The following is a 19548-nucleotide window of genomic DNA, read 5'->3' as shown; positions in this document are numbered from 1 at the left end:
AGTAAAGGCGCACCCTTGTACGCCCCTCACTTCTTTGCTACGCTGAATCAACGCGATTTAACTTAATTGCTGCTTAACTTCTTCAACCAATTTTTCCAGGGACACTTCTACCTGTTCACCCGTTATTAAATTCTTTAACCCACATTTGCGATCTGCTGCCTCTTCAGACCCGATAATTATACACAGAGGAATTCCACGCTTGTCGGCTTGCTGTAACTGCTTCCCCACCGAGCGCTCTTCAAAGCTGGTGATTGTACTAATTCCCATCCGACGCAGCATTTGAGATACCTCTAGATAGAGCGGCATTAAATCACTCTGCATATTAATCACCATCACCTGAGCCGGTGTGGAGGAAAAGGATTGAAGAATACCTGCTTTAATCAGCCGACTCATCAGGCGCGTCAAGCCAATAGAAATACCAACTCCGGGCATTTTCTCACCGACAAACATCCCCACTAACTCTTCGTAGCGCCCCCCCGAACAAATACTACCTAGCGCTTCGTGACCAATGAGCGTTGTCTCGTAAACTGTACCTGTGTAATAATCCAGTCCCCGCGCAATAGATAAGTCAATGCAGAATAGACTCTCCTTCACCCCCAGATTCCGAACTCCCTCAATTACAGTTTCTAGTTCGGCAATGCCAGTTTTCAGCCGTTGCGCCTCAGCTTTGTCTTGAACCCGTGCTTTTAGCTGGCTGAGTACCTCATCCACCGAACCATGAATCTTAGTAAATGCAAGAATTTGTTCTACCTGCTCATCAGACAACCCTTCAGCGGCTAGAGCTTTTTTGACCTTCGTTTCACCAATTTTTTCAGCCGCATCCACGATTCGGATACAGGGCAAAATTTTGCTCTCTTCCAAACCAATCGACTCAAAGAAACCGCTGAGAACTTTACGATTGTTAATGCGGATTAAAAAGTCTCCGATATTAACCGCTTCAAAAATTTCAGCAATAATTGCCGGAACTTGAGCATCGTAGAGCAAACTGAGCTGATTACGACCGACTACATCAATATCGCACTGACGGAATTGCCGATATCGCCCGTCTTTTGCCCGTTCTCCCCGAAAAACAATATCCATTTGATACCGGGCAAAAGGAAACTGTAATTCGTTCAGATGACGAGCAATATATGCAGCTAAGGGAACCGTCTGATCAAATTTTAATGCCCGTTCCTCCGAGCCACTTTCTCCTGCCTGTTCCTTTTCCGCTTGGCGATTCGGGGGAAGAATGGGGTGAAGACCATAAATAATGTTATCCCCTTGATTTCCCTTCGCTTGCAAGATTTCCAAACGCTCAACCGCTGGAGTTTCAATCGGCGTAAATCCGTATCGCTCAAAAACCTGGCGAATCGTATCCATTAGATAGAGTTCCAACCGCTTCTCTCCAGGCAGAAACTCTGGAAAACCACTCGGACAAGAATAATTAATTTTATCAGCCTTTGCCATCAGAAATCTAAGTCAAATTAATGCAACCTTACTAGGCAACCCGTAAGTTGTACTGTGACATCCTCCCCCACCATAACTTGTTTGGTGGGGGCTTCCAAGAATCACTTCTTGGGTTTCCTGGTTACTCCCCTTCGACCCTTCGGCAAGCTCAGGGCAGCGCTACGCTCAGGGGATTTCGACACTTGCCTAGACTGAGTTTCCTCAGCCCCCGGTAGCACGTCTGCACAGGCAGTTTCCTTTCCCGTCTGTCCAACGGTACTAATGAGCTTAATTCCTCGGTTTCTGATATTTTGACCTGCGGCTACATCCCTATCAGTTTTGTATCCACAATGAGGACAATTATGGATTCTTACACTCAGGTCTTTTCTGACCTCACCACCACATTCAGGACATTCTTGAGAAGTCCCTCTAGCATCAACTTCACCGAAGAAGTTTCCGCGTTTCCAAGCATACCATCGGTCAGCTTTCCTCAAGATTCGTACTTGCTTGACCACAAACCCCGTGGGGATAGGTCGATGCAAGTTGATGGGAATCGTTCCAATCTTGGGCAGCAAGACGTGCAAGTTCGGTACTGGATTTTCCTTGAATTGGGGAAACAGCAACGACTTGAACTGTCCATACTTCTTGAATCTAGGAAAGCCAAACCCTCTTTTCTGAAAGTACTCCCAGGCTTTGTGCAACTGCTTAATTGCTTGCTGAAGAACTTGAGAAGGGACTTCGCTCAATCTAGGAAATTCCTTCTTCGCTCGGGGCAAATTATTAAGCTGCTGAATTTCACTCGGAAACTTCAGCTCGGCAGGGAGTATGTATTCCTTCTCCAAAGAGCATCTGTCTATCAAACACTTACGGCTATTGCACCAATCCTTTATCTCTCGAAGCGCATAGTTAAATGCACCACGACAGACTTCCATCCAGTCAATGAATTGCTGTTTTTGGGTGGCGTCTGGATAGATTCGATAGCGGTGAGTGATTGTCAGCATTCCATTAGGATAGCCGTTTTACTCGCTACAATGCAATTGTTAACTGTTAACTTAAGGAATATCGAATCCCTTAAGTTAACATGGATTCCCCCAGTCCCCCTCACTTAGATAACATTTGTACTACCTGACCATCAGATAGTGAAGGCTAAAGAGATGATTAGCATCTGTCCACACTTGTGGGGCATCAAATCCAGCCCGATCAGCCAGTTCCTGGAACTCTTCAATGCTATACTTATAGGAACTTTCCGTATGAATGGTCTCGCCTTCGTGAAAGTGAAAGGGGATCTGTGCGATCGCAACAGTCTGTTCTTTAAGACTGATTAAGTGCATCTCAATTCGGCTGTATTCTTCATTGTAGAACGCCCAATGGCGGAAATTTGCCAAATCGAAATTAGCGTTTAGCTCCTTGTTGATTCGCTCCAGCAAATTAAGATTAAATTCTGCTGTCACTCCCAGAGCATCATTATAGGCAGCATTTAAGATAGCTGGGTCTTTTTTTAAGTCTACGCCAATCAGCATTCCGTCTCCGGTGTCTAGCAAACTGGCAGACTGCTTGAGTAGGTGCAGCGCTTGGGTAGGATCGAGATTACCAATAGTAGAACCGGGAAAGAAAATCAGCTTTTTGTTAACTGGCTTTTTGGAGTATGGGGGAAGCTGAAAGTCTTGGGTATAATCGGCGCAAACCGCTATCACATCCAGTTCAGAATAGCTTTGTGCTAGTTCGGCTGACGCTTGCACCATGTGTTCCTGGGAAATATCAATGGGCATATAGCCAACTGGCTCTTGCAACGCCTCTAACAGGATGCGAACTTTGGTGCTACTGCCACTGCCGTATTCAATTAGCAAGCTCCCTTTGCCTATCAGTTGGGCAATTTCTTGAGAATGGGTTTTTAACAACGCAATTTCTGTGCGGGTGGGATAGTACTCCTCTAACTCGCATATTCGCTCAAATAGCTCAGAACCCCGCTTATCATAGAAAAACTTAGGAGCGATCGCTTTTTTTGATTGAGCAAGACTTTGGAGAATTTCATCGTGAAAGCTGCCCAGCTCCGGCTGAAAATCGTAACACTCTAAATTATTCATCCACCCTGTACGTCACACCAGTTAGCCACCTTTGGTGGTAGATTGCCTTCCTATCATCCACTGATAGCGTATTCACGCGCAAGTATTGTCAGGGAAATCACAACCAGCACTCCCCAAAACTCCTCCGGTTGTCCCATTCCTGATTCCCCACTCCCCCTATCTACTATCTACTTCTTCTTCCCGCCAAACAAACCACCAAACAAGCCACCCCCCGATTGCTCAGACTTACCCTGAGACTTAGAGCCATCCTTTTTCTGAACTAGCTTATCGATATACTGTTTGGCTTTCAATGCGCTTTCATCCTTGGGATTCAATTGCAAGGCTTTATTAATATGAACCTTAGCCATGGACACTTGTTTGTGCTGCAAATAAGCCATCCCTAACAAGCTATGGCACTTGCTGTTGGTTTGCTCTAACTTAAGCGCTTCTCGCAACTCCAAAAGCGCCCCAGCAAAATTGTTCTTCTGCATATATCCTTCTGCACGGCGGATATAGGCATCGACTCTCGACACTTCCTGAGATGCGCTACCGCCTGTAGATGATTGACCGGCTGGGGTTCCCGTGGCAGATTTTCCGACACCTGAACCTGTTGCCCCAGTCGTTTTAGAACCACCCGTGGCTCTAGCGGCTCGTCCTGTCGTTGTTGTAGTCGAACCAGCAGTAGTAGATTTAAGACTTTTCCCCTTGAGCATTAAGTAAACCAGATTAAGTTCGCTAATTTCACCGATTTTGTCGGTGACTCGCTCCAGGGATTCGTATTGCTTCGATGACAGGTTTTTTAAGGATGTTTTGTAGGTCACATCTAAGTTAGCACCTGCCTTGGCTAATTGTTTGGCGGCTTCGCTAGAAACAGAAACCTTTCCGCTTTCTGTCGCTAGACGCTTGCCCATATGCCCCAAACTAACCTGGTATTCGCGATTACCCCGCGAGAGCTGTTCGTAAGCTGGATTGACAAGCTTCGTTAGCAACTCATTCGCTTGCTTCTTTTCTGCTTCGCTTTCAGATTTGCAACTGTCAGGATGCAGGCGGCGAGCAATTTTTAGGTATTGTTTGCGGACTTCCTTGGTATCCGCATCAACTGAGACTCCTAAAATAGCGTGATGATCCGTAAAGTCATGCTTAAAGAGTCCGCGTTCAATTTCAAAAGACATAAGGTGCTGCCCAATCTCTGTGCCGAAAGAATTGATTCTAGTATGTCCCAGATACTAAGGAAACGGTTGACATACCTATCATTATTGTAAAAATACCTTTCCACAGATCGCCGTGTCATTAACGTTCACGGTTAACGGAATGATATTATTTCCAACTGGATAAGGGTGGAACTCGCAGGAGTTCCTGGCTCAGTTCCTCGTGAATTTGACCGTTGGTTGCCAGAATTCGACCAGAATCGAGCACTAATGGACTCTCATCGTAAGCCGTGACTTTACCGCCAGCTTCCTCCACTAAAATAACCCCAGCCGCAATATCCCACGGGGATATTCCCCGTTCCCAGTAACCATCCAACCGCCCGCAAGCAACATCCGCCAAATCGAGGGATGCCGAACCACTGCGGCGAACGCCTTGTGTTAGATGAGTGAGATGGCAAAATTCAGCATAATTGTTGTCAGAGGTTTCGCGTCGATCGTAGGCAAAGCCAGTGACTAGAAGGCTTTTGCTGAGATTCAGTGTTTGGGAAACCGAGATTGGGCGTCGATTGAGAGTGGCTCCCAAACCTCTAGCTGCACGAAACAGCTCATTACGAAAGGGATTGTAGATAGCTCCCACTTGCGGTTTCCCAGAAATGAGCAATCCTACAGACGTTGCGGCAATTGGATATTGATGGGCATAATTAGTCGTGCCATCTAAAGGGTCAATTGCCCAGAGGTACTCGCTCTGGTGTTCTCCCAACTGACCGGATTCCTCTGCCAAAATAGCATGATTGGGGACGTGACGCCGCAGTATTCCTAGAACTGTCGCTTCAGCGTCTTTATCAGCCGCCGTCAGCAAATCGCCGGGACGCCCTTTCTCTTCTACCTCCTCCAACTTGCCCCAGTAGGTTTGCAAAATTGCACCCGCCGCCATGACAGCTTCGGTAGCAATGTCCAGGAAAATTTCGAGTTGTTCGGGGGTAGGTTGACTCATCGAGAATTGGGGTGGGTAAGGGGGCGAATGGAAACCCCTGTCATTTATGTATGGGGAGGAATTCGCCCCCTTACATAAACAGCAGTCCGACAGGATTTCCAAGGAGTATGCTTATGTCTAGTTTACGTGAATTGTCTTGTTCTTCAGCCGTCAGGCTGCCTTGCTGCCTCTAGCAAGCTCTGCAAGCAATGAGAGGCACTCTGATGCTCAGGGTTAAGCTTCAATGCCCGTCGCCAAGATACAGTAGCTTCTGGAAACTGCCCTGCAAGTGCCGCTAACCGTCCTGCTAGGGCATGAAAATCAGCGTTTCCGTAATATCGAGCTAAGGCTTGCTCCACCATTACTTGTGCCTGGGAGTAATTTCCCTGATCCAATTGCTTCAAAGCTTGATTGTAGTACCAGATGGCTTGGTCGTGAAGCTGAATCAATGGCGATAAGTCAGCACCACAACGCCTGCAAAGCGGCGAAATGGATGAACTTTCGGTATCCCAGCTTTCAGGGGTATCTTTTAAAGGGCGGTAAACGGCACGGCAAACCGGACAGTGCATCGACTAAGCCTCATCGTTATTGCTGGCATAATAAAGAAAATCTTCTAGTTCCTCCCGTAATTCCTCTATCTTGGCTGTCTCTTGAGTCTCAATCGCCTTTTCAAGTTGTGTCAGCAATTCTTGCAGCTCCTCAGCTTGCTCCGCCTCTAAGGTTCCAAGATTAGCGCGAGCTTGCTCCAGCAAGTTCTCTAGTTCCTCATCCCCCGTAGCTTGAGCATCCACTTCAATCTCAGGTTCTAGGGTTTCATCAATCTCAAATAATGCCTCAACCTTAGCTCTGGAAGCCTTGAGTTCATGGGTTGAAAGGCGATGAGTGGTCGTGTTGTTTACCACCAATGAACCCTGCTGTCCTTTGCCTTTCTCTGTCGCCGTGACGGTAAGAATCCCATTCAGGTCAAAATCAAAATGTACCTCTATTTGCACACCCCCCGCCGGTCGAGCGGGCAAGTCTTCAACCCGCAACGTTCCCAATGGCACATTCTCTTCAGCTATTTCATTTTCGCCTTGAAAAATTTCGACTTGGACAATCTCTTGGTTATTTGAAACCGTTGAGTAAACTTCAGAGCGAGAGACGGGTACGACACTATTACGGGGAATAATCACGCTGAAAAATCCAGGCATCATGCCCACCAGCGTTTGCACCGCAGCAGATATTCCCAAAGAATGGGGAATAACATCCACCAGAATGGCATCTACAGCTTCTCCCACCAATACCCCAGCTTGTAATGCTGCCCCTAATGCTACACACAGATCAGGTTGAACGCTATCGGTAGGGGCAATTCCTAAATGCTCCTCTACCATCTGCTGCACTAAGGGGATGCGAGTCGAGCCGCCCACTAAGATAACTCGCTCTAGCTGGTTTGATTTTAGATTAGCATCACTTAGCGCCCGGTCAATTGCCTCTAAGGTTTCCTCCAACAGAGGACGAATGAGCTCTTCAAAATCATGGCGGGCAATTTCTACCTCTAAATGCAGTGCCTTCTTGCCCTTAGAACTCAAAAACGGCTCTCGCACCGTGGCAAATCCATGCTCGGAGAGTTCAATTTTTACCTGCTCGGCAGCTCGCAACAGACGGGCATTGGTCTGCAGATCATCCGGTACATCTACGCCATGCTCCTGACGAAATAAGTCAGCTAGATGGCGCTGCAAGCGATGGTCAAAATCATCCCCACCCAAATGATTATTACCATGACTTGCTAATACTTCGGTGATTTCTCCCGTAAGTTCTACTACCGAGACATCAAAGGTACCGCCTCCTAAGTCATAAACTAACACTCGTTCGGTTTGGTCAGTTCGCAGTTCATAGGCTAAAGCTGCGGCTGTAGGTTCATTTAAAATCCGCAGCACCTCAAAGCCAGCAATCTCTCCGGCTTCTTTCGTTGCCTGTCGCTGGGCATCGGTGAAGTAAGCAGGAACTGTAATGACTGCCTGTTGTACGGTTTCTGCCAAGGCACTTTCTGCCCGTTCTTTCAAGGCGCGGAGAATCATCGCTGAGATTTCTTGCGGCAGAAATTCGCGATCGCCTAAATTAGTCTTTTGCTGTGTTCCCATTAAGCGCTTAATGGATTTAACCGTGCGCTCTGGGGCTGCTGCATACTGCCGCCATGCTTCACGACCGACCAATAGTTGACCCGTGTCACTCAAACCTACACAGGACGGTAGAATCAAGTCACCCTCTGAGTCAGGCAGTATCCGTGCCTGTCCGTTCTCCACAATCGCAACTTCAGAATTTGTTGTACCGAGGTCGATGCCAACTGCTTTTACCATGGTGATTGCTTTTTTTGAAAATAGGGAGTGAGGAGTGGGGAGTAGGGGTTTTCGATAATTCTCGTCCTATCCCCTTATGTTCTTATTGCTTTGGGGATTGAAACACGATGACTTGAGCCTCTCTCAAGATTCGCCCTTTCCAGAGATAACCGCGCACTACCTCCTGTGCCACTGTGTTAGAGATAGCTTCATCACTTTCAATGCGAGATACAGCACACATCAGTGCTGGGTCAAAGGGCTGTCCAATTGCTTCCATGGGTACTACCTGGTGCTGGCGTAATAGATCGAGCATCATCCGCCGAATGACTTCTATCCCCTCTCGTTGAGAACTCAAGATTTCTCCAATATTGGATATTGCCTTCGTATCGTGTTCCTGGGGTTCTGTCTGAGATTGCCAGCCGACTTTAACAAGCCAACGGTCGAGATTTTGACCCAGAGTCCGAGGTGGGGACGGCATCGGCAAGGCTTCTGCCTCTGTTTTTTGGCAATACTCACAAGCCTGTTCTAAGGCATCCACTATTCCCAATAAGTCTCGCAACCACTTGTCGTGTTCCTTTTCCCAACGGGCGGCTTCTCGCTGCTGGCTTTCTGCTAGCTGGGTTTGGAGTTGTTCTTTATCGGTTTGGGCAGCATCAAGGGCTTTTTGCAAAGTAGCTTGAGCCGACTTGAGGAGCTTGCCCTGTTGCTTGAGTTCCTGGCGTAGCGCAATCCATTCTCCCACCATTTGATAGGGGTCAAACGGGGGAATTGGTTCTTCGGGTTCCTCGCCTAAATAGGGGGGGGCTGTTTCCGTGGCTTGCAAACAGGCAAGGAAGCGTTCAAATAGTTCTTCCTTCTGCTCCATAAAATCTCATCAAAAAGTTTAATTATAGTACGTCCCCTGGTAGGGGAACTTAACCATTTAGAACGTTAGACGAATTAAATCCTCCAAACTGAGTTCTAGGTGCTGGTGTACCCGCTGTCGCAATTGGGCGATCGCGTCTGGGTCTAAACTGGCATGAACTGGGCGTGGTGTGAGAAAATCCTCCAATTGAGTTGTATTTCCCTGACTCAAGGCTTCATAGGCAGCACGAATTGCCTTAAATTCTTGGGGATGAGTGTGGGCGGGAAATTCTCGCAGTTTGGCATGATAGGCGGCTTTGATTTGAGCGGGTGGGGCAGAGGGGGAAATGCCGAGTTGTTCGTAAGGGGAATTCATTTTAGGGAATGGGGATTTTTATCGGCGTTTGCGTTTTGATTTTTTAGATCCAGAGCTTGGGAGGTCAAAGGGGAAGGCAAAACGAATAGGTTCTGGATCAAAGTCATCGTCATCGTCATCGAAGTCGGGCATATCCTCCAGTAGTTTTTGCTTTAACTGGGGCATTAGCCGCCTGAGTTCGTCGGGGGGTATTGTTCCACCCATCATTTTCCGGATCAGGTTTTCTAGGAATTCATCAATGTCTGGTGGAGCAAAGCTATCCAACCTGTCGAAACTTGGTAATAACTCCTGAGCTTCGCGCATCTTGAGAAACGCCTGTTCTTCTCGAAAGGCTTGCAAAGCTTTGGCGTCTTGGAGGCGGCGAGCTAACTCAAACCCTTGCCGGTATAAGTTTTCGTAATTTTCACTATCAGTTGGGTAAGTGGTGGCTTTCGCTAAGAGCAAATGGGGGTTTTGGGGTTCTTTTCCCAGGGCTTCATCAATAAAGGAGACGAGAGTATCGCTTTGGCTAAAGTGGTGTACTTGTAGTTGCAGGTTTGCTAGAGCAGTTCCCGGTTGGGTTTTCCCATCTAGGTAGCGACGTAGGGGGGGCTGAATTTGCTTGGGACTGCTGCCTTTGACTGCTAGCATTACCAAATGGGCTTCGGCTGCCGCAGGTTCTCGGTCGGTCAGTAAGTATAGCTGTTGAATGTATTCGTTGATTAAGGCAGACAGTCCTTTCTGACGCTTGGCAAAGAGTTGGAGTGAGACAATAATCGCCTGCAAAACTGGTATTTGCTCTAGGGGGGAAAGTTGAGCGAGTAGGGCTAACCATTGGGGTTTAGCTAACTCTGGGGAGAAGGGAACGCGACCGCTAGAGGTGAGTTCATTTCCCGTCGCGTCAATAAAAATTTGACAGGCTTCTAGGGCGGGTTCGTCTTCTGAATATTCTTCAATCAGACGCATAAAGAATGGATAGCTCTGAGTTGATAACGCTTCGATCCAGGGGGCGATTTCAACGTCTGACTCCACCATCACATCGCCAAAATGTTTACCAAAACGGCGGCGTGTTTCCTTAAATGATTGCTGGTCTTCCAATTCCTGCCAACACTTGAGAAGAGCACCGTACACTTCTTCATACCGACACCCTTTTTCTAATGCCTGAGTTAGCAGTTCCGTTGCTTCTTCATAGTTGTCGTCAGAGTAAGCAATCAAGCCGCGACGACCGAATACTTCGGCTGATTCGGGCTCGATTCGTTCTGCTTGGCGCACAGCACCCACAGCGGTGCGCGGCTGACGCAATGCCATCCAGCTATCTGCAAGTAGACAGTGAATTTTGGCGAGTGTGGGCTTCAGTCGGCTATCGGGCCACATTTGAGGGTTTTGCTGGGCTTCGGACTCCAGCCACTTAGCAAGGCGGGTTAACAGGCGCTGACGTTCTTTGTGGGAATCATTTTCATTGAGGACGGGTAACAAGTTGACAGCCAGTTGATAATTAAACGGTTGCTCGCCTAGCAGGGGCTGCCAGAACGTTTCTGCACAATCTAATTCTCTCTCGTCTAGAGCTTGTTGACCTGCTAGGGTGAGGAGTGGGCAGTAGAGAGTGGCGAGTTGAGGAAAGTGAGTTGAACGACGGTTAAGTTCTAAAAAGGCATGACCTGCCTCATGAAGATTTCCTTGATCGATGAGGTGCAAGGTTTCGGAAATGAGAATAGCTTCCTGGTAAACTGTGCCGTTAGGGGGGCGCTGATTGAAAATATTTTGAATGGATTGTCCGGTTTTGGTGTGCTGGAGGACGCGCAATCGTTTTACTGCCGGATGGGTGATTTGCGATCGCTTTGTTTCCAGGGTAATAGCTGCTGCTTGCCAATCGGATAGCACTTGTTGAGTGTATGCTATCCAAGCGCTAGGAACATCATCGGGGGTTACTGGACTCTTGACCTTTTGAAAGTGGGATAGAGCCACCTCGGGTTGACCGACTCGCAGAGTGATCGCTCCCCTTGCCCAATGTTTCTGGGCGGCGGAAAACTGTTGGGCGCTCTGGCTGAGTAACTGGTCGATTGTGTCTGTATCGCCTTTGAGCAATAATAGTTTCAGGTAACAGCCTGTGTACTCCTGCCGAAGGCGCTGGTGTTCAAAGGCATCGGCGAACAACTTTAAGGCTTCATCTAGGCGATTTAATGCCAACAGACATTTAGCAATCCAATAGTGGGCTTCCCCGTCCAGCCCTAATTCTAGAGCTTGGCGAAAGGAACTCATCGCCGCTTTGACTCTATCCTGTTTAAATTCCTGCTGTCCTCGCAATGACCAAATACTGGCTTCTTCAGTAGGTGCTAATTCGAGATCCGGCGAAGACCGTTTGATTTTTTTGATTTCTTCTAAAGCTTGACGGTATTTCTGCTGTGCCAGTAAGCTTTGCACCTTGGGCGGTAACGTTTTTTTGGCAAGCTCTCCCCCACCCACGGCATTACTGGGCAGATTTTTACGTTTGGATTGCTGCTTAGTCACGTCTGTTCTCCTGAATGATATAGTTAACTCCAGATTGCCGATGGAATAGGTGACCGCCAAGGGCGCAGCTTCAGAGACTGGCACTTTGAGCCTCTGTTTCTCTTATTTAGTTTAAGGGAATTATTTCTTTGCTGTGACTCCATATAAGCGATCGCTGTAGATGGAATTCTCTCGTTTAGATGTTGAGATGGTTTACAATCTTTTGAGCGATCGCTTGGGGGGGTTGGGATGCGTCAATGTAAATCGCTTCAGATGAGCTTGGTTCTTCCAGCGTATCGAACTGGCTTTGCAGCATAGTTTCCTTCATATAGTGGTTCGGGCGATGTTTTAGCCGTTCAAAAAATAAAGAAAAGCTGCCTTGGAGATAAATCAGCTTGACTCGCGGGTCTGAACAGCGCAAAACGTCACGATACCACAGCTTGAGAGAAGAACAAGCCAAAACCGTATTTTGACCGATCATCAGCCAATGATCAATTGCAGATTGCATAGCTTCTAACCACGGCTTCCTGTCTTCGTCGTTGAGGGGTAGCCCTTGCGCCATCTTTTCTTTGGCTGCCTGAGAGTGGAAGGCGTCAGCATCACTGAAGTTCCATCCTAGAGTTTGAGCTAAGGCTTGACCTATAGTAGTCTTGCCAGAGCCGGCAACTCCCATCACAATTACAATCCTAGTTACTGGTTTGTGGTTCATTTCAGATGGTCTTAGCGGCTAATATAGCGTTTCCTAAATAGATTGTGGCAATTTTCAAAACGGTGATTATTGCTATACATGGGTTTCAAGCTTCTCACCTGTCACAACTCAAATAGGATTGCTATAGCTGTAATCAGGATAACGTGCCGATCACAAACTTCGCTCAACCAAATAGCGCTTAAACTGCACTCCCTGACGCTCCACAACCTCAGTGTCGTAGATGTGAAAGCTAAATTTTTTAAACAAACCTAAGCTAAATTCACTCGCTTCTGCATATAAGCGCTGAATGTTATGATTTTTAGCATAATCCAAGAGAGTTTCCATCAGAGTAGAACCAATTCCTTGATGGATGCGATCGCTCCGTACATAAGCTGAGGTTACATGACCATCTTCGGTAATTCCTGCAAAACCTAAAATTTCCATTTCATCGGTGGCAATAAATGTAGTCCCTTGCAAGATAAATTGGCGAAAACTAGCAATATCCGATGGGAAAGATGCCCACCTTTGAGTTTGAGCTGGAGAATACCATTGAGGTGCGATCGCCAACACAGTTTGTTGATAAAGATTTGCTAGTTCTGGAATATCCGATTCTTGACCAATTTGAATGTCCATGTTGAGCTGTATTTTGTACCAATCAAAACGGGTTGAAAAAATGCGTGGATCGCAAAATCTATATATTTTCGGTGATTACCATTTTTAAGGTGCTGATTATAACTGATATCAACTCTTGAAAACTTCTTGACTCTAGCTTTATTAAACCAATCCTTAATCAGAGTTATTAACTGAAAACCGCTACAATTCACTTCAGATATAACACCATGACTTATGGCCCCTCCCCCCACACGAAATATCCGTTGGCTGACCAAAAACGGTTAGTCTTCTTAAATAATATCATCAAAAATCCCAACATTATCGTGGGTGACTACACCTACTACGATGATTTTGAGAATCCAGAAAATTTTGAACGCAACGTTCTGTATCACTTCGATTTTATAGGAGATAAGCTTATTATTGGTAAGTTTTGCTCCATTGCCTCAGATGTAAAGTTCATCATGAATGGCGGGAATCATCGCACGGATTGGCTTACCAATTACCCATTTCCTATCTTTGGCAAGGGATGGGAAATCGCTATGCCTGATACTTGGCTTAATAAAGGAGATACCGTCATTGGCAATGATGTCTGGATTGGTTATGGTGCAACGATTATGCCCGGTGTTCACATTGGTGATGGGGCAATTATCGCTACAGCATCTGTTGTTACTCGCCACGTAGAACCTTACTCGATTGTTGGCGGAAATCCAGCTCAAGAAATTCGGAAGCGTTTTGAAGACACAGTTATTCAAGAACTTCTAAAAACTCAGTGGTGGAACTGGGAGATTGAGAAAATTACTCAAAATATAAAAGCAATTTGTGGTTCAAGTATCGAGGCTTTACGCGATACTGAAGACCAATAATTGGCTTGAATTATAGCCATTATTCTGTCAAAAAGACAACATGGGATCTACAGGTTCACCGTTTTTGCGATCGATGAATGTTGTGAAGGTTATAAACAGATGTTTCCGGAAGTGAAAGGATCTAAGGAATTGGTTGCTAACCGCAAGGCGGAAGATGATGAGACGTTCATAGCGGGCATCAAAGCTCAGTTTGGGCTTTGAGTAGGGAAATCTTGCCATGAAATAACCCGCCCCAGTAATAAAGTCTAGGGCGGGATAGTCGAGACATTCAACGTCTACAACATTTCTCAAACAGAAGTCATTAAACCCTTAAGCCTCATCAAGAGCCATAATACCGGGTAATTCTTTACCCTCTAGCAACTCTAAACTAGCACCGCCACCTGTAGAAATGTGGCTCATTTGGTCAGCCACGCCAACCTTTTCCACCGCTGCTACCGAGTCACCACCACCAATAATCGTGGTTGCCTCTTTCTTCGTCAAATCCGCTAGGGTATGAGCAATCGCCTCCGTCCCTTTGGCAAACTTATCAAATTCAAACACGCCCATCGGTCCGTTCCAAATCACCGTCTTGCAATCTGACAGAGCATCTTGGAACACCTTCACCGCATCGGGTCCGATATCCAAGCCCATCCAGCCATCGGGGATAGACTCAACATTGACGGTTTGAGAATTCGCGTCAGCCGCAAAATTATCAGCAATCACGACATCGGTAGGCAGGAGCAAATCAACGCCTTTTTCCTTTGCCTTAGCTTCCAAAGATTTTGCCAGTTCCAGCTTATCCTCTTCCACCAGTGACTTACCCACATTCAAGCCACGGGCTTTGTAGAAGGTAAAAATCATGCCGCCGCCAATGAGCAGCTTATCAACCTTATCCAATAGGGTTTCGATCACACCAATCTTACTGGAAACCTTAGACCCCCCGATAATTGCTGCCAAGGGCTTTTGAGGATTTTCGATCGCCCCTTTGAGATACTGAAGTTCTTTTTCAATCAAGTATCCGGCAACAGAAGGACTCAGGTAGTGGGTGACACCCTCAGTAGAAGCATGGGCGCGGTGGGCTGTGCCGAAGGCATCATTGACATAGACATCTGCCAATGCCGCCAACTGTTTGGTAAACTCTGGATCATTCTTTTCTTCACCAGCGTGGAAGCGGAGATTTTCCAGCAGCGCCACTTGACCATTATTCATGCCATTAATTTTGGCAGCCACTTCATCACCAATGCAGTCATCGCACTTGACAACTTGCTGCCCCAGGAGTTCAGAAAGACGTTGAGCTACAGGCGTCAGACGCAAGCTATCTTTCACTTGTCCTTTCGGACGCCCCAAGTGGCTGCACAGAATTACCTTGGCACCCTTGCTAATTAAATCTTGAACGGTAGGTAAAGCAGCACGGATACGAGTATCATCAGTGATGTTGCCATTGTCGTCTAACGGTACATTCAGATCCGCTCGTACCAATACCCGTTTTCCAGATACATCAGACTCTTGTAAATTTGCTACAGTTTTTTTGGACACAGTACTACTCTCCTAAATTGCCTCTATCTGAATGCTCAGTGTTCTGATGGCATGCCAGTGGTTGTATGCTTGATAATTACCCCGTAGATTTACTCGAAAAGTGATCAACTAAATCTCTAGGGCAAACGAGTATGCGTTCTCAAGCCCGTCCACATTTTACCGGAGTCCGTGTCCCTCAAGATTAAGTGCGATGTTTAAGACCGTTTTATTTCCCGTTGACCAAACTCGAGAAACCCGCGAAGCGGCGGAAGTGGTTGTCAATATCGTGCAAAAATACGGCAGCCGCTTAATCCTGCTGTCGGTGCTAGAAGAACCCAACCCAGAAGCCGAATCGCCACCTCCCGATGCAATGCTCTCATCCGAGGCGGTAGCAAAACTGCTACAAAGTGCCAAAGCCTTATTTAGTCAGCAAGGTATCGACGCCGAAACTCTCTCTCGGGAGGGAATGCCTGCTTTCACGATCTGTGATGTGGCTGATGAACTTGACGTCAATTTAATTGTTATGGGCTGTCGGGGGCTGGGATTAACCGAAGAAGGCGCATCTGAAAGTGTGACGAATCGGGTGATTAATCTGTCTCCGTGTCCGGTTTTAATCGTTCCCTAATGACAACTCCCCCTATCCAGTGGTATCCCGGTCATATAGCTAAAGCTGAAAGGGAACTCAAAGAACAGCTCAAACGAGTCGATGTTGTGCTAGATGTGCGGGATGCCCGGATTCCTCTGGCTACCCATCATCCCCAAATGTCCCAGTGGGCGGGGAGTAAAAGCCGGGTATTAGTTCTTAACCGCATGGATGCGATCGCACCAAGGGCAAAGCAACTGTGGGAATCGTGGTTCCAACATCAGGGGGAAACCCCCTACTTTACCAATGCTCAACAAGGTCAAGGTATTCGGGAGGTAACACGGGCAGCACAGCTTGCTGAGGTGCAAGTCAATGAACGTCGGCGCGATCGCGGTATGCAGCCTCGTCCAGTTCGTGCTGTCGTAGTTGGGTTCCCTAATGTGGGCAAATCTGCTCTGATTAACCGACTCTTGGGGCGGCGTGTCGTAGAAAGTGCCCGTCGCCCCGGAGTGACACGGCAGTTACGGTGGATACGCATTTCTGACCAAATCGAGTTACTTGATGCCCCAGGCGTAATTCCTGCCCAGTTAAAAAATCAGGAGAATGCCCTCAAACTAGCAATTTGTGACGATATCGGTGAGGCGTCTTACGACAACCAACGAGTTGCTGGTGCCTTCGTCGAATTGCTGAAGGATTTGGAAGACTCCACTAAGTCAAGTCTTTTGCCAAACTCTCCCTTAAAGACTCGCTACGAGCTTGATCCCACACCATTCACCGGTGAAGAGTATCTGCACGCTTTAGCAGATTTTCGCTATCAAGGTGACACAGAACGCACCGCACGGCAACTGTTAAATGATTTTCGTAAAGGGTTGCTCGGAACGATCGCTCTAGAACTGCCGCCGTCTTGAAAGTGGGGAAGATGAGTAAGATTGTATTGTTTTATTACATGGGGTGGGGGGTGATACCCCTTATCAGTTACACTGAAATTTAGTAGATGCACCCTATTAAGCGCCCTGGTGGGCGTTTTTCGTCTTCGCTTGTTACTATCAAGCCATCCCTATATGAGAGAAGTCAGCCAATTTGCGTAAAGATTCGAGACATATTGCTGAGGTAACAGTGTAGTAGGAGGAAAGACAATGAGAGAAGAGCACCGAAACAAGTTCTCAGGACTTACGCACGAACTCTACAGGAGTGTTAATGATTATCCCCTTACACTCTGGCGGTAGGATGTCGGTAGTAAAAATTGCGTAAGTCCTGTTTTTTTACAACCGCCCCGTTCTGCCTATCTGTAGTTGCAAGAAGAACATGGCTCGGAGGGGTAAGGATAGATTCTGATCAGGCATCGAGTGTAATAGCCGTAATATCACTAATACTGAAAACAGTTATAGTTGAAACAATGAACGAACCCTGTTAGCCCTACGACTTATAAAAATTGGTTTTGGTAGCCCTAAGAGTTTGACCCAATGCTTCTGCAACTGGCTAACGGTAAAGTTTCTTGATTAGGGAGCCAGTATTGTGGAAAAGGTAAGGGTAAACTAGACAGTTTAAATAGACTCAAAAATGGTCAGCAAAATAGCGACTTTTAGACTTCCAGAGCAACTGAATCAGGAGATCCGTTCTCGGGCTGAAGCGACAGGTCGAGATCGAACAGCAGTAGTTGTTGAAGCCCTGAAACAATCCTTTGGGTTCCCTCTGAGTGAACCCCGCCCGACTACCGTTGAAGAACTTCAAGAACAGCTCAATGAGTTAGAAAAAAAATATAAGCAGCTAAAACAACAGCTTTCTCAAGTCAACTCTTCAAGAACCCTGATCGAAAACCGGAGCGCTCAGGCAAGTCCGGGGCTAGAGCAGGTAGGGCTGGCATCAGGAACCGCGATCGCTTCGGCTGATGCCTCTGTACCGATTGCCAACTCGTTGGTGCCTGGGGCAGCGTACTGGAATCAGACTTTAGGTTTGAGTGACGGAGGGGGAGTGTCTAACGGAGCTGCCAAGCTAGACTTAGGCAGCAACTTCAACCCTGATAAGCCGGAGGATGAATCGGAACTGCGGGAACTGGCAGCTAGGATTCAGCAACAGGCGAGAATATTTGACCAAGTACTCTCAGCATCCCCCGACCCAATCTGCGTAATTGATCGGATGGGAAGATTTACTTACGTCAATCTAGCGATCGCTCAATTATTTGGTTTAGCGCAAGCTGAAATTTTGGGCAAGACGGTGCAAGAACTCAACTTGCCACCGGAAGGCGTAGAATTGTTTGACAACCAACGGGAAGTGGTATTTGCCACCCGACGACCCTTAACCGATGAAATCAGCTACCCAAGTCTGAATGGAGTACGGCACTATGAGTACATTCTGAGTCCGATTCTCGGTACGGGTAGTAGCGTGGAAGCAGTTATCTGCACGGCTAGAGACATTACCGAACGCAAGCGGGTAGAAGAATCGCTGCGAGAATCAGAAGCGAATTACCGCCACCTCTTTGAGTACGCCAACGATTCGATCTTTATCATCGATTTATCCACGAGTCGCGTTTTGGATGCCAACCAGAATGCTTCCAGACGATTGGGGTATACTCGCAAAGAACTCCTCAATTTGAAAACCAAAGATATTGATGTACCCATCAGTGAAGAGCGGCAACGGAAGATTGGTCATCAGATGCAGGCAACGGGTAGTATCATCTTTGAGCATGCCCTGCGGCGTAAAGATGGCGGTCAGGTAGAGGTAGAAATTAGCTCTCGGGTCATTGAGTACCGCGATCGCTTGGTTTCTTTGAGCTTCGTGCGCGACATTACCAAACGCAAACAAGCCGAAGAACGGTTGCGTTTGCTTGAGTCAGCCGTGTTCAATGCCAATGATGCGATCGTGATTACCGAAGCTGAACCCATCGATAAGCCGGGTCCCCGGATTGTTTATGTCAACCAAGGCTTCACTCGGATGACGGGTTACACCCCAGAAGAAGTGATTGGCAAAACGCCGCGCTTTTTACAAGGTCCGAAAACAGACCGTGCCCAAGCTGATATCATTCGGGATACCCTATCGCGGTGGGAGCCAGTGCGGGCTGAGTTAATTAACTATCGCAAAGATGGGTCTGAGTTTTGGGTTGAACTCAATATTGTGCCAGTTGTCGATGAGAAAGGCTGTTACACTCACTGGATGGCGATTGAGCGTGATATCACGGAGCGCAAGCAGTCAGAAACAGCATTGGCAAAACAAGAACTAGAACGCACAACTCAACTTTCCCAAGCCAACGAGTTGCTGCAAGGGGAGATTGCTAAATACCAGCAAATCGAAGCCGAACTCCGTGTCGGAGAGGAACGGTGTGGGTTGGCAGTTAATGCGGGCAGAGTCGGAATCTGGGATTGGAACCTCGAAACCCATGAGATCTATCTCGCTTCTAACTTGAAAGCGATGCTGGGTTACAAGGATGAGGAGCTTACCAACACAACGAAAGACGTTTGGCTAGAGCTCATCCACCCAGATGATCGTGAATCGGTGAACAATGGAATTAACGCCCATTTGCGAGGACTGACTACCCATTACCAAATCGAACATCGGATGCTGCAAAAGGATGGAACTACTCGCTGGTTTCTCTCCCGTGGCACTGCTGTCGGAGATGCTAAGGGTAAAGCGTCTCGCCTCATAGGAGCGAGTATCGACATCACAGAGCGCAAGTCGGTGGAAGAGGGACTCCTTTGAACGGGA

General features: G+C 47.3%; 18 protein-coding genes. 4 read left to right on the top strand and 14 right to left on the bottom strand.

The window, feature by feature from the left end:
- Window positions 1–57 precede the first annotated feature (57 nt).
- From hisS to IQ257_RS01075, 12 genes are all read right to left on the bottom strand, one after another.
- Window positions 58–1446 (bottom strand): histidine--tRNA ligase, encoded by a 1389-nt coding sequence (hisS, locus tag IQ257_RS01130; RefSeq protein WP_193875813.1) that lies wholly within the window; start codon window positions 1444–1446, stop codon window positions 58–60.
- 101 nt (window positions 1447–1547) lie between these two features.
- Window positions 1548–2426 (bottom strand): RNA-guided endonuclease InsQ/TnpB family protein, encoded by an 879-nt coding sequence (locus IQ257_RS01125; protein ID WP_193875815.1) that lies wholly within the window; start codon window positions 2424–2426, stop codon window positions 1548–1550.
- A gap of 120 nt (window positions 2427–2546) precedes the next feature.
- Window positions 2547–3509, bottom strand: a complete 963-nt coding sequence (gene egtD, locus IQ257_RS01120) for an L-histidine N(alpha)-methyltransferase (protein WP_193875817.1) — start codon at window positions 3507–3509, stop codon at window positions 2547–2549.
- Window positions 3510–3676: 167 nt separating this feature from the next.
- Window positions 3677–4660, bottom strand: coding sequence for a J domain-containing protein (locus tag IQ257_RS01115; RefSeq protein ID WP_193932899.1), 984 nt, complete (start codon window positions 4658–4660; stop codon window positions 3677–3679).
- Window positions 4661–4805: 145 nt separating this feature from the next.
- Window positions 4806–5630, bottom strand: a complete 825-nt coding sequence (locus tag IQ257_RS01110; RefSeq protein ID WP_193875821.1) for an inositol monophosphatase family protein — start codon at window positions 5628–5630, stop codon at window positions 4806–4808.
- A gap of 143 nt (window positions 5631–5773) precedes the next feature.
- Window positions 5774–6178 carry a tetratricopeptide repeat protein gene (locus tag IQ257_RS01105; RefSeq protein ID WP_193878380.1) on the bottom strand — a complete coding sequence of 135 codons (405 nt, stop codon included), beginning with the start codon at window positions 6176–6178 and terminating at the stop codon, window positions 5774–5776.
- Between the two features lie 3 nt (window positions 6179–6181).
- Entirely contained in the window at window positions 6182–7945 is a 1764-nt protein-coding gene (locus tag IQ257_RS01100) for an Hsp70 family protein (RefSeq protein WP_193878381.1), read from the bottom strand.
- Between the two features lie 82 nt (window positions 7946–8027).
- On the bottom strand, window positions 8028–8789 hold the full coding sequence (locus tag IQ257_RS01095) for a nucleotide exchange factor GrpE (protein ID WP_193878382.1): 762 nt from the start codon (window positions 8787–8789) through the stop codon (window positions 8028–8030).
- Window positions 8790–8846: 57 nt separating this feature from the next.
- Entirely contained in the window at window positions 8847–9143 is a 297-nt protein-coding gene (locus IQ257_RS01090) for a J domain-containing protein (RefSeq protein ID WP_193878383.1), read from the bottom strand.
- Between the two features lie 18 nt (window positions 9144–9161).
- Entirely contained in the window at window positions 9162–11630 is a 2469-nt protein-coding gene (locus tag IQ257_RS01085) for a tetratricopeptide repeat protein (RefSeq protein ID WP_193878385.1), read from the bottom strand.
- A 175-nt stretch (window positions 11631–11805) separates the two neighbouring features.
- On the bottom strand, window positions 11806–12318 hold the full coding sequence (locus tag IQ257_RS01080) for a gluconokinase (protein WP_228060316.1): 513 nt from the start codon (window positions 12316–12318) through the stop codon (window positions 11806–11808).
- A 150-nt stretch (window positions 12319–12468) separates the two neighbouring features.
- Window positions 12469–12930: a GNAT family N-acetyltransferase gene (locus IQ257_RS01075; RefSeq protein WP_193878387.1), complete on the bottom strand. Its 462-nt coding sequence runs from the start codon at window positions 12928–12930 to the stop codon at window positions 12469–12471.
- A gap of 206 nt (window positions 12931–13136) precedes the next feature.
- Between IQ257_RS01075 and IQ257_RS01070 the strand changes: the two genes are divergently transcribed.
- On the top strand, window positions 13137–13772 hold the full coding sequence (locus IQ257_RS01070) for a CatB-related O-acetyltransferase (RefSeq protein WP_193878389.1): 636 nt from the start codon (window positions 13137–13139) through the stop codon (window positions 13770–13772).
- A 27-nt stretch (window positions 13773–13799) separates the two neighbouring features.
- Here the strand turns inward: IQ257_RS01070 and IQ257_RS29685 are convergent, their stop codons facing one another.
- Both IQ257_RS29685 and IQ257_RS01065 read right to left on the bottom strand, forming a co-directional pair.
- Window positions 13800–14063 (bottom strand): hypothetical protein, encoded by a 264-nt coding sequence (locus IQ257_RS29685; protein WP_193878391.1) that lies wholly within the window; start codon window positions 14061–14063, stop codon window positions 13800–13802.
- An 18-nt stretch (window positions 14064–14081) separates the two neighbouring features.
- The gene (locus tag IQ257_RS01065; RefSeq protein WP_193878393.1) at window positions 14082–15287 is read right to left on the bottom strand and encodes a phosphoglycerate kinase; all 1206 of its coding nucleotides are present in this window, start codon (window positions 15285–15287) and stop codon (window positions 14082–14084) included.
- Between the two features lie 190 nt (window positions 15288–15477).
- Between IQ257_RS01065 and IQ257_RS01060 the strand changes: the two genes are divergently transcribed.
- The 3 genes from IQ257_RS01060 (at window position 15478) to IQ257_RS01050 (ending at window position 19542) form a co-directional block, all read left to right on the top strand.
- Window positions 15478–15891, top strand: a complete 414-nt coding sequence (locus tag IQ257_RS01060; protein ID WP_193878395.1) for a universal stress protein — start codon at window positions 15478–15480, stop codon at window positions 15889–15891.
- Complete coding sequence (gene ylqF / locus IQ257_RS01055; RefSeq protein WP_193878397.1) at window positions 15891–16757, top strand: ribosome biogenesis GTPase YlqF; 867 nt, start codon at window positions 15891–15893, stop codon at window positions 16755–16757. Before IQ257_RS01060 ends, ylqF begins: the two co-directional genes overlap by 1 nt.
- Window positions 16758–17409: 652 nt before the next feature.
- Complete coding sequence (locus IQ257_RS01050; RefSeq protein WP_193878398.1) at window positions 17410–19542, top strand: PAS domain S-box protein; 2133 nt, start codon at window positions 17410–17412, stop codon at window positions 19540–19542.
- Window positions 19543–19548 lie beyond the last annotated feature (6 nt).

It is taken from the genome of Coleofasciculus sp. LEGE 07092 (genome assembly GCF_015207375.1).
Lineage (GTDB): Bacteria > Cyanobacteriota > Cyanobacteriia > Cyanobacteriales > Coleofasciculaceae > LEGE-07092.
Note: the sequence above shows the minus strand (reverse complement) of the source record. Positions and strands in the feature narration are given on the sequence as shown.

What these genes read in the sequence shown, in the direction of transcription:
- hisS (WP_193875813.1), bottom strand. Translation starts at nt 1,446, where the DNA reads ATGGCAAAGGCTGATAAAATTAATTATTCTTGTCCGAGTGGTTTTCCA.
- IQ257_RS01090 (WP_193878383.1), bottom strand. Translation starts at nt 9,143, where the DNA reads ATGAATTCCCCTTACGAACAACTCGGCATTTCCCCCTCTGCCCCACCC.
- IQ257_RS01060 (WP_193878395.1), top strand. Translation starts at nt 15,478, where the DNA reads ATGTTTAAGACCGTTTTATTTCCCGTTGACCAAACTCGAGAAACCCGC.
- egtD (WP_193875817.1), bottom strand. Translation starts at nt 3,509, where the DNA reads ATGAATAATTTAGAGTGTTACGATTTTCAGCCGGAGCTGGGCAGCTTT.
- IQ257_RS01115 (WP_193932899.1), bottom strand. Translation starts at nt 4,660, where the DNA reads ATGTCTTTTGAAATTGAACGCGGACTCTTTAAGCATGACTTTACGGAT.
- ylqF (WP_193878397.1), top strand. Translation starts at nt 15,891, where the DNA reads ATGACAACTCCCCCTATCCAGTGGTATCCCGGTCATATAGCTAAAGCT.
- IQ257_RS01070 (WP_193878389.1), top strand. Translation starts at nt 13,137, where the DNA reads ATGACTTATGGCCCCTCCCCCCACACGAAATATCCGTTGGCTGACCAA.
- IQ257_RS01105 (WP_193878380.1), bottom strand. Translation starts at nt 6,178, where the DNA reads ATGCACTGTCCGGTTTGCCGTGCCGTTTACCGCCCTTTAAAAGATACC.
- IQ257_RS01125 (WP_193875815.1), bottom strand. Translation starts at nt 2,426, where the DNA reads ATGCTGACAATCACTCACCGCTATCGAATCTATCCAGACGCCACCCAA.
- IQ257_RS01110 (WP_193875821.1), bottom strand. Translation starts at nt 5,630, where the DNA reads ATGAGTCAACCTACCCCCGAACAACTCGAAATTTTCCTGGACATTGCT.
- IQ257_RS01075 (WP_193878387.1), bottom strand. Translation starts at nt 12,930, where the DNA reads ATGGACATTCAAATTGGTCAAGAATCGGATATTCCAGAACTAGCAAAT.
- IQ257_RS01095 (WP_193878382.1), bottom strand. Translation starts at nt 8,789, where the DNA reads ATGGAGCAGAAGGAAGAACTATTTGAACGCTTCCTTGCCTGTTTGCAA.
- IQ257_RS01050 (WP_193878398.1), top strand. Translation starts at nt 17,410, where the DNA reads ATGGTCAGCAAAATAGCGACTTTTAGACTTCCAGAGCAACTGAATCAG.
- IQ257_RS01080 (WP_228060316.1), bottom strand. Translation starts at nt 12,318, where the DNA reads ATGAACCACAAACCAGTAACTAGGATTGTAATTGTGATGGGAGTTGCC.
- IQ257_RS01100 (WP_193878381.1), bottom strand. Translation starts at nt 7,945, where the DNA reads ATGGTAAAAGCAGTTGGCATCGACCTCGGTACAACAAATTCTGAAGTT.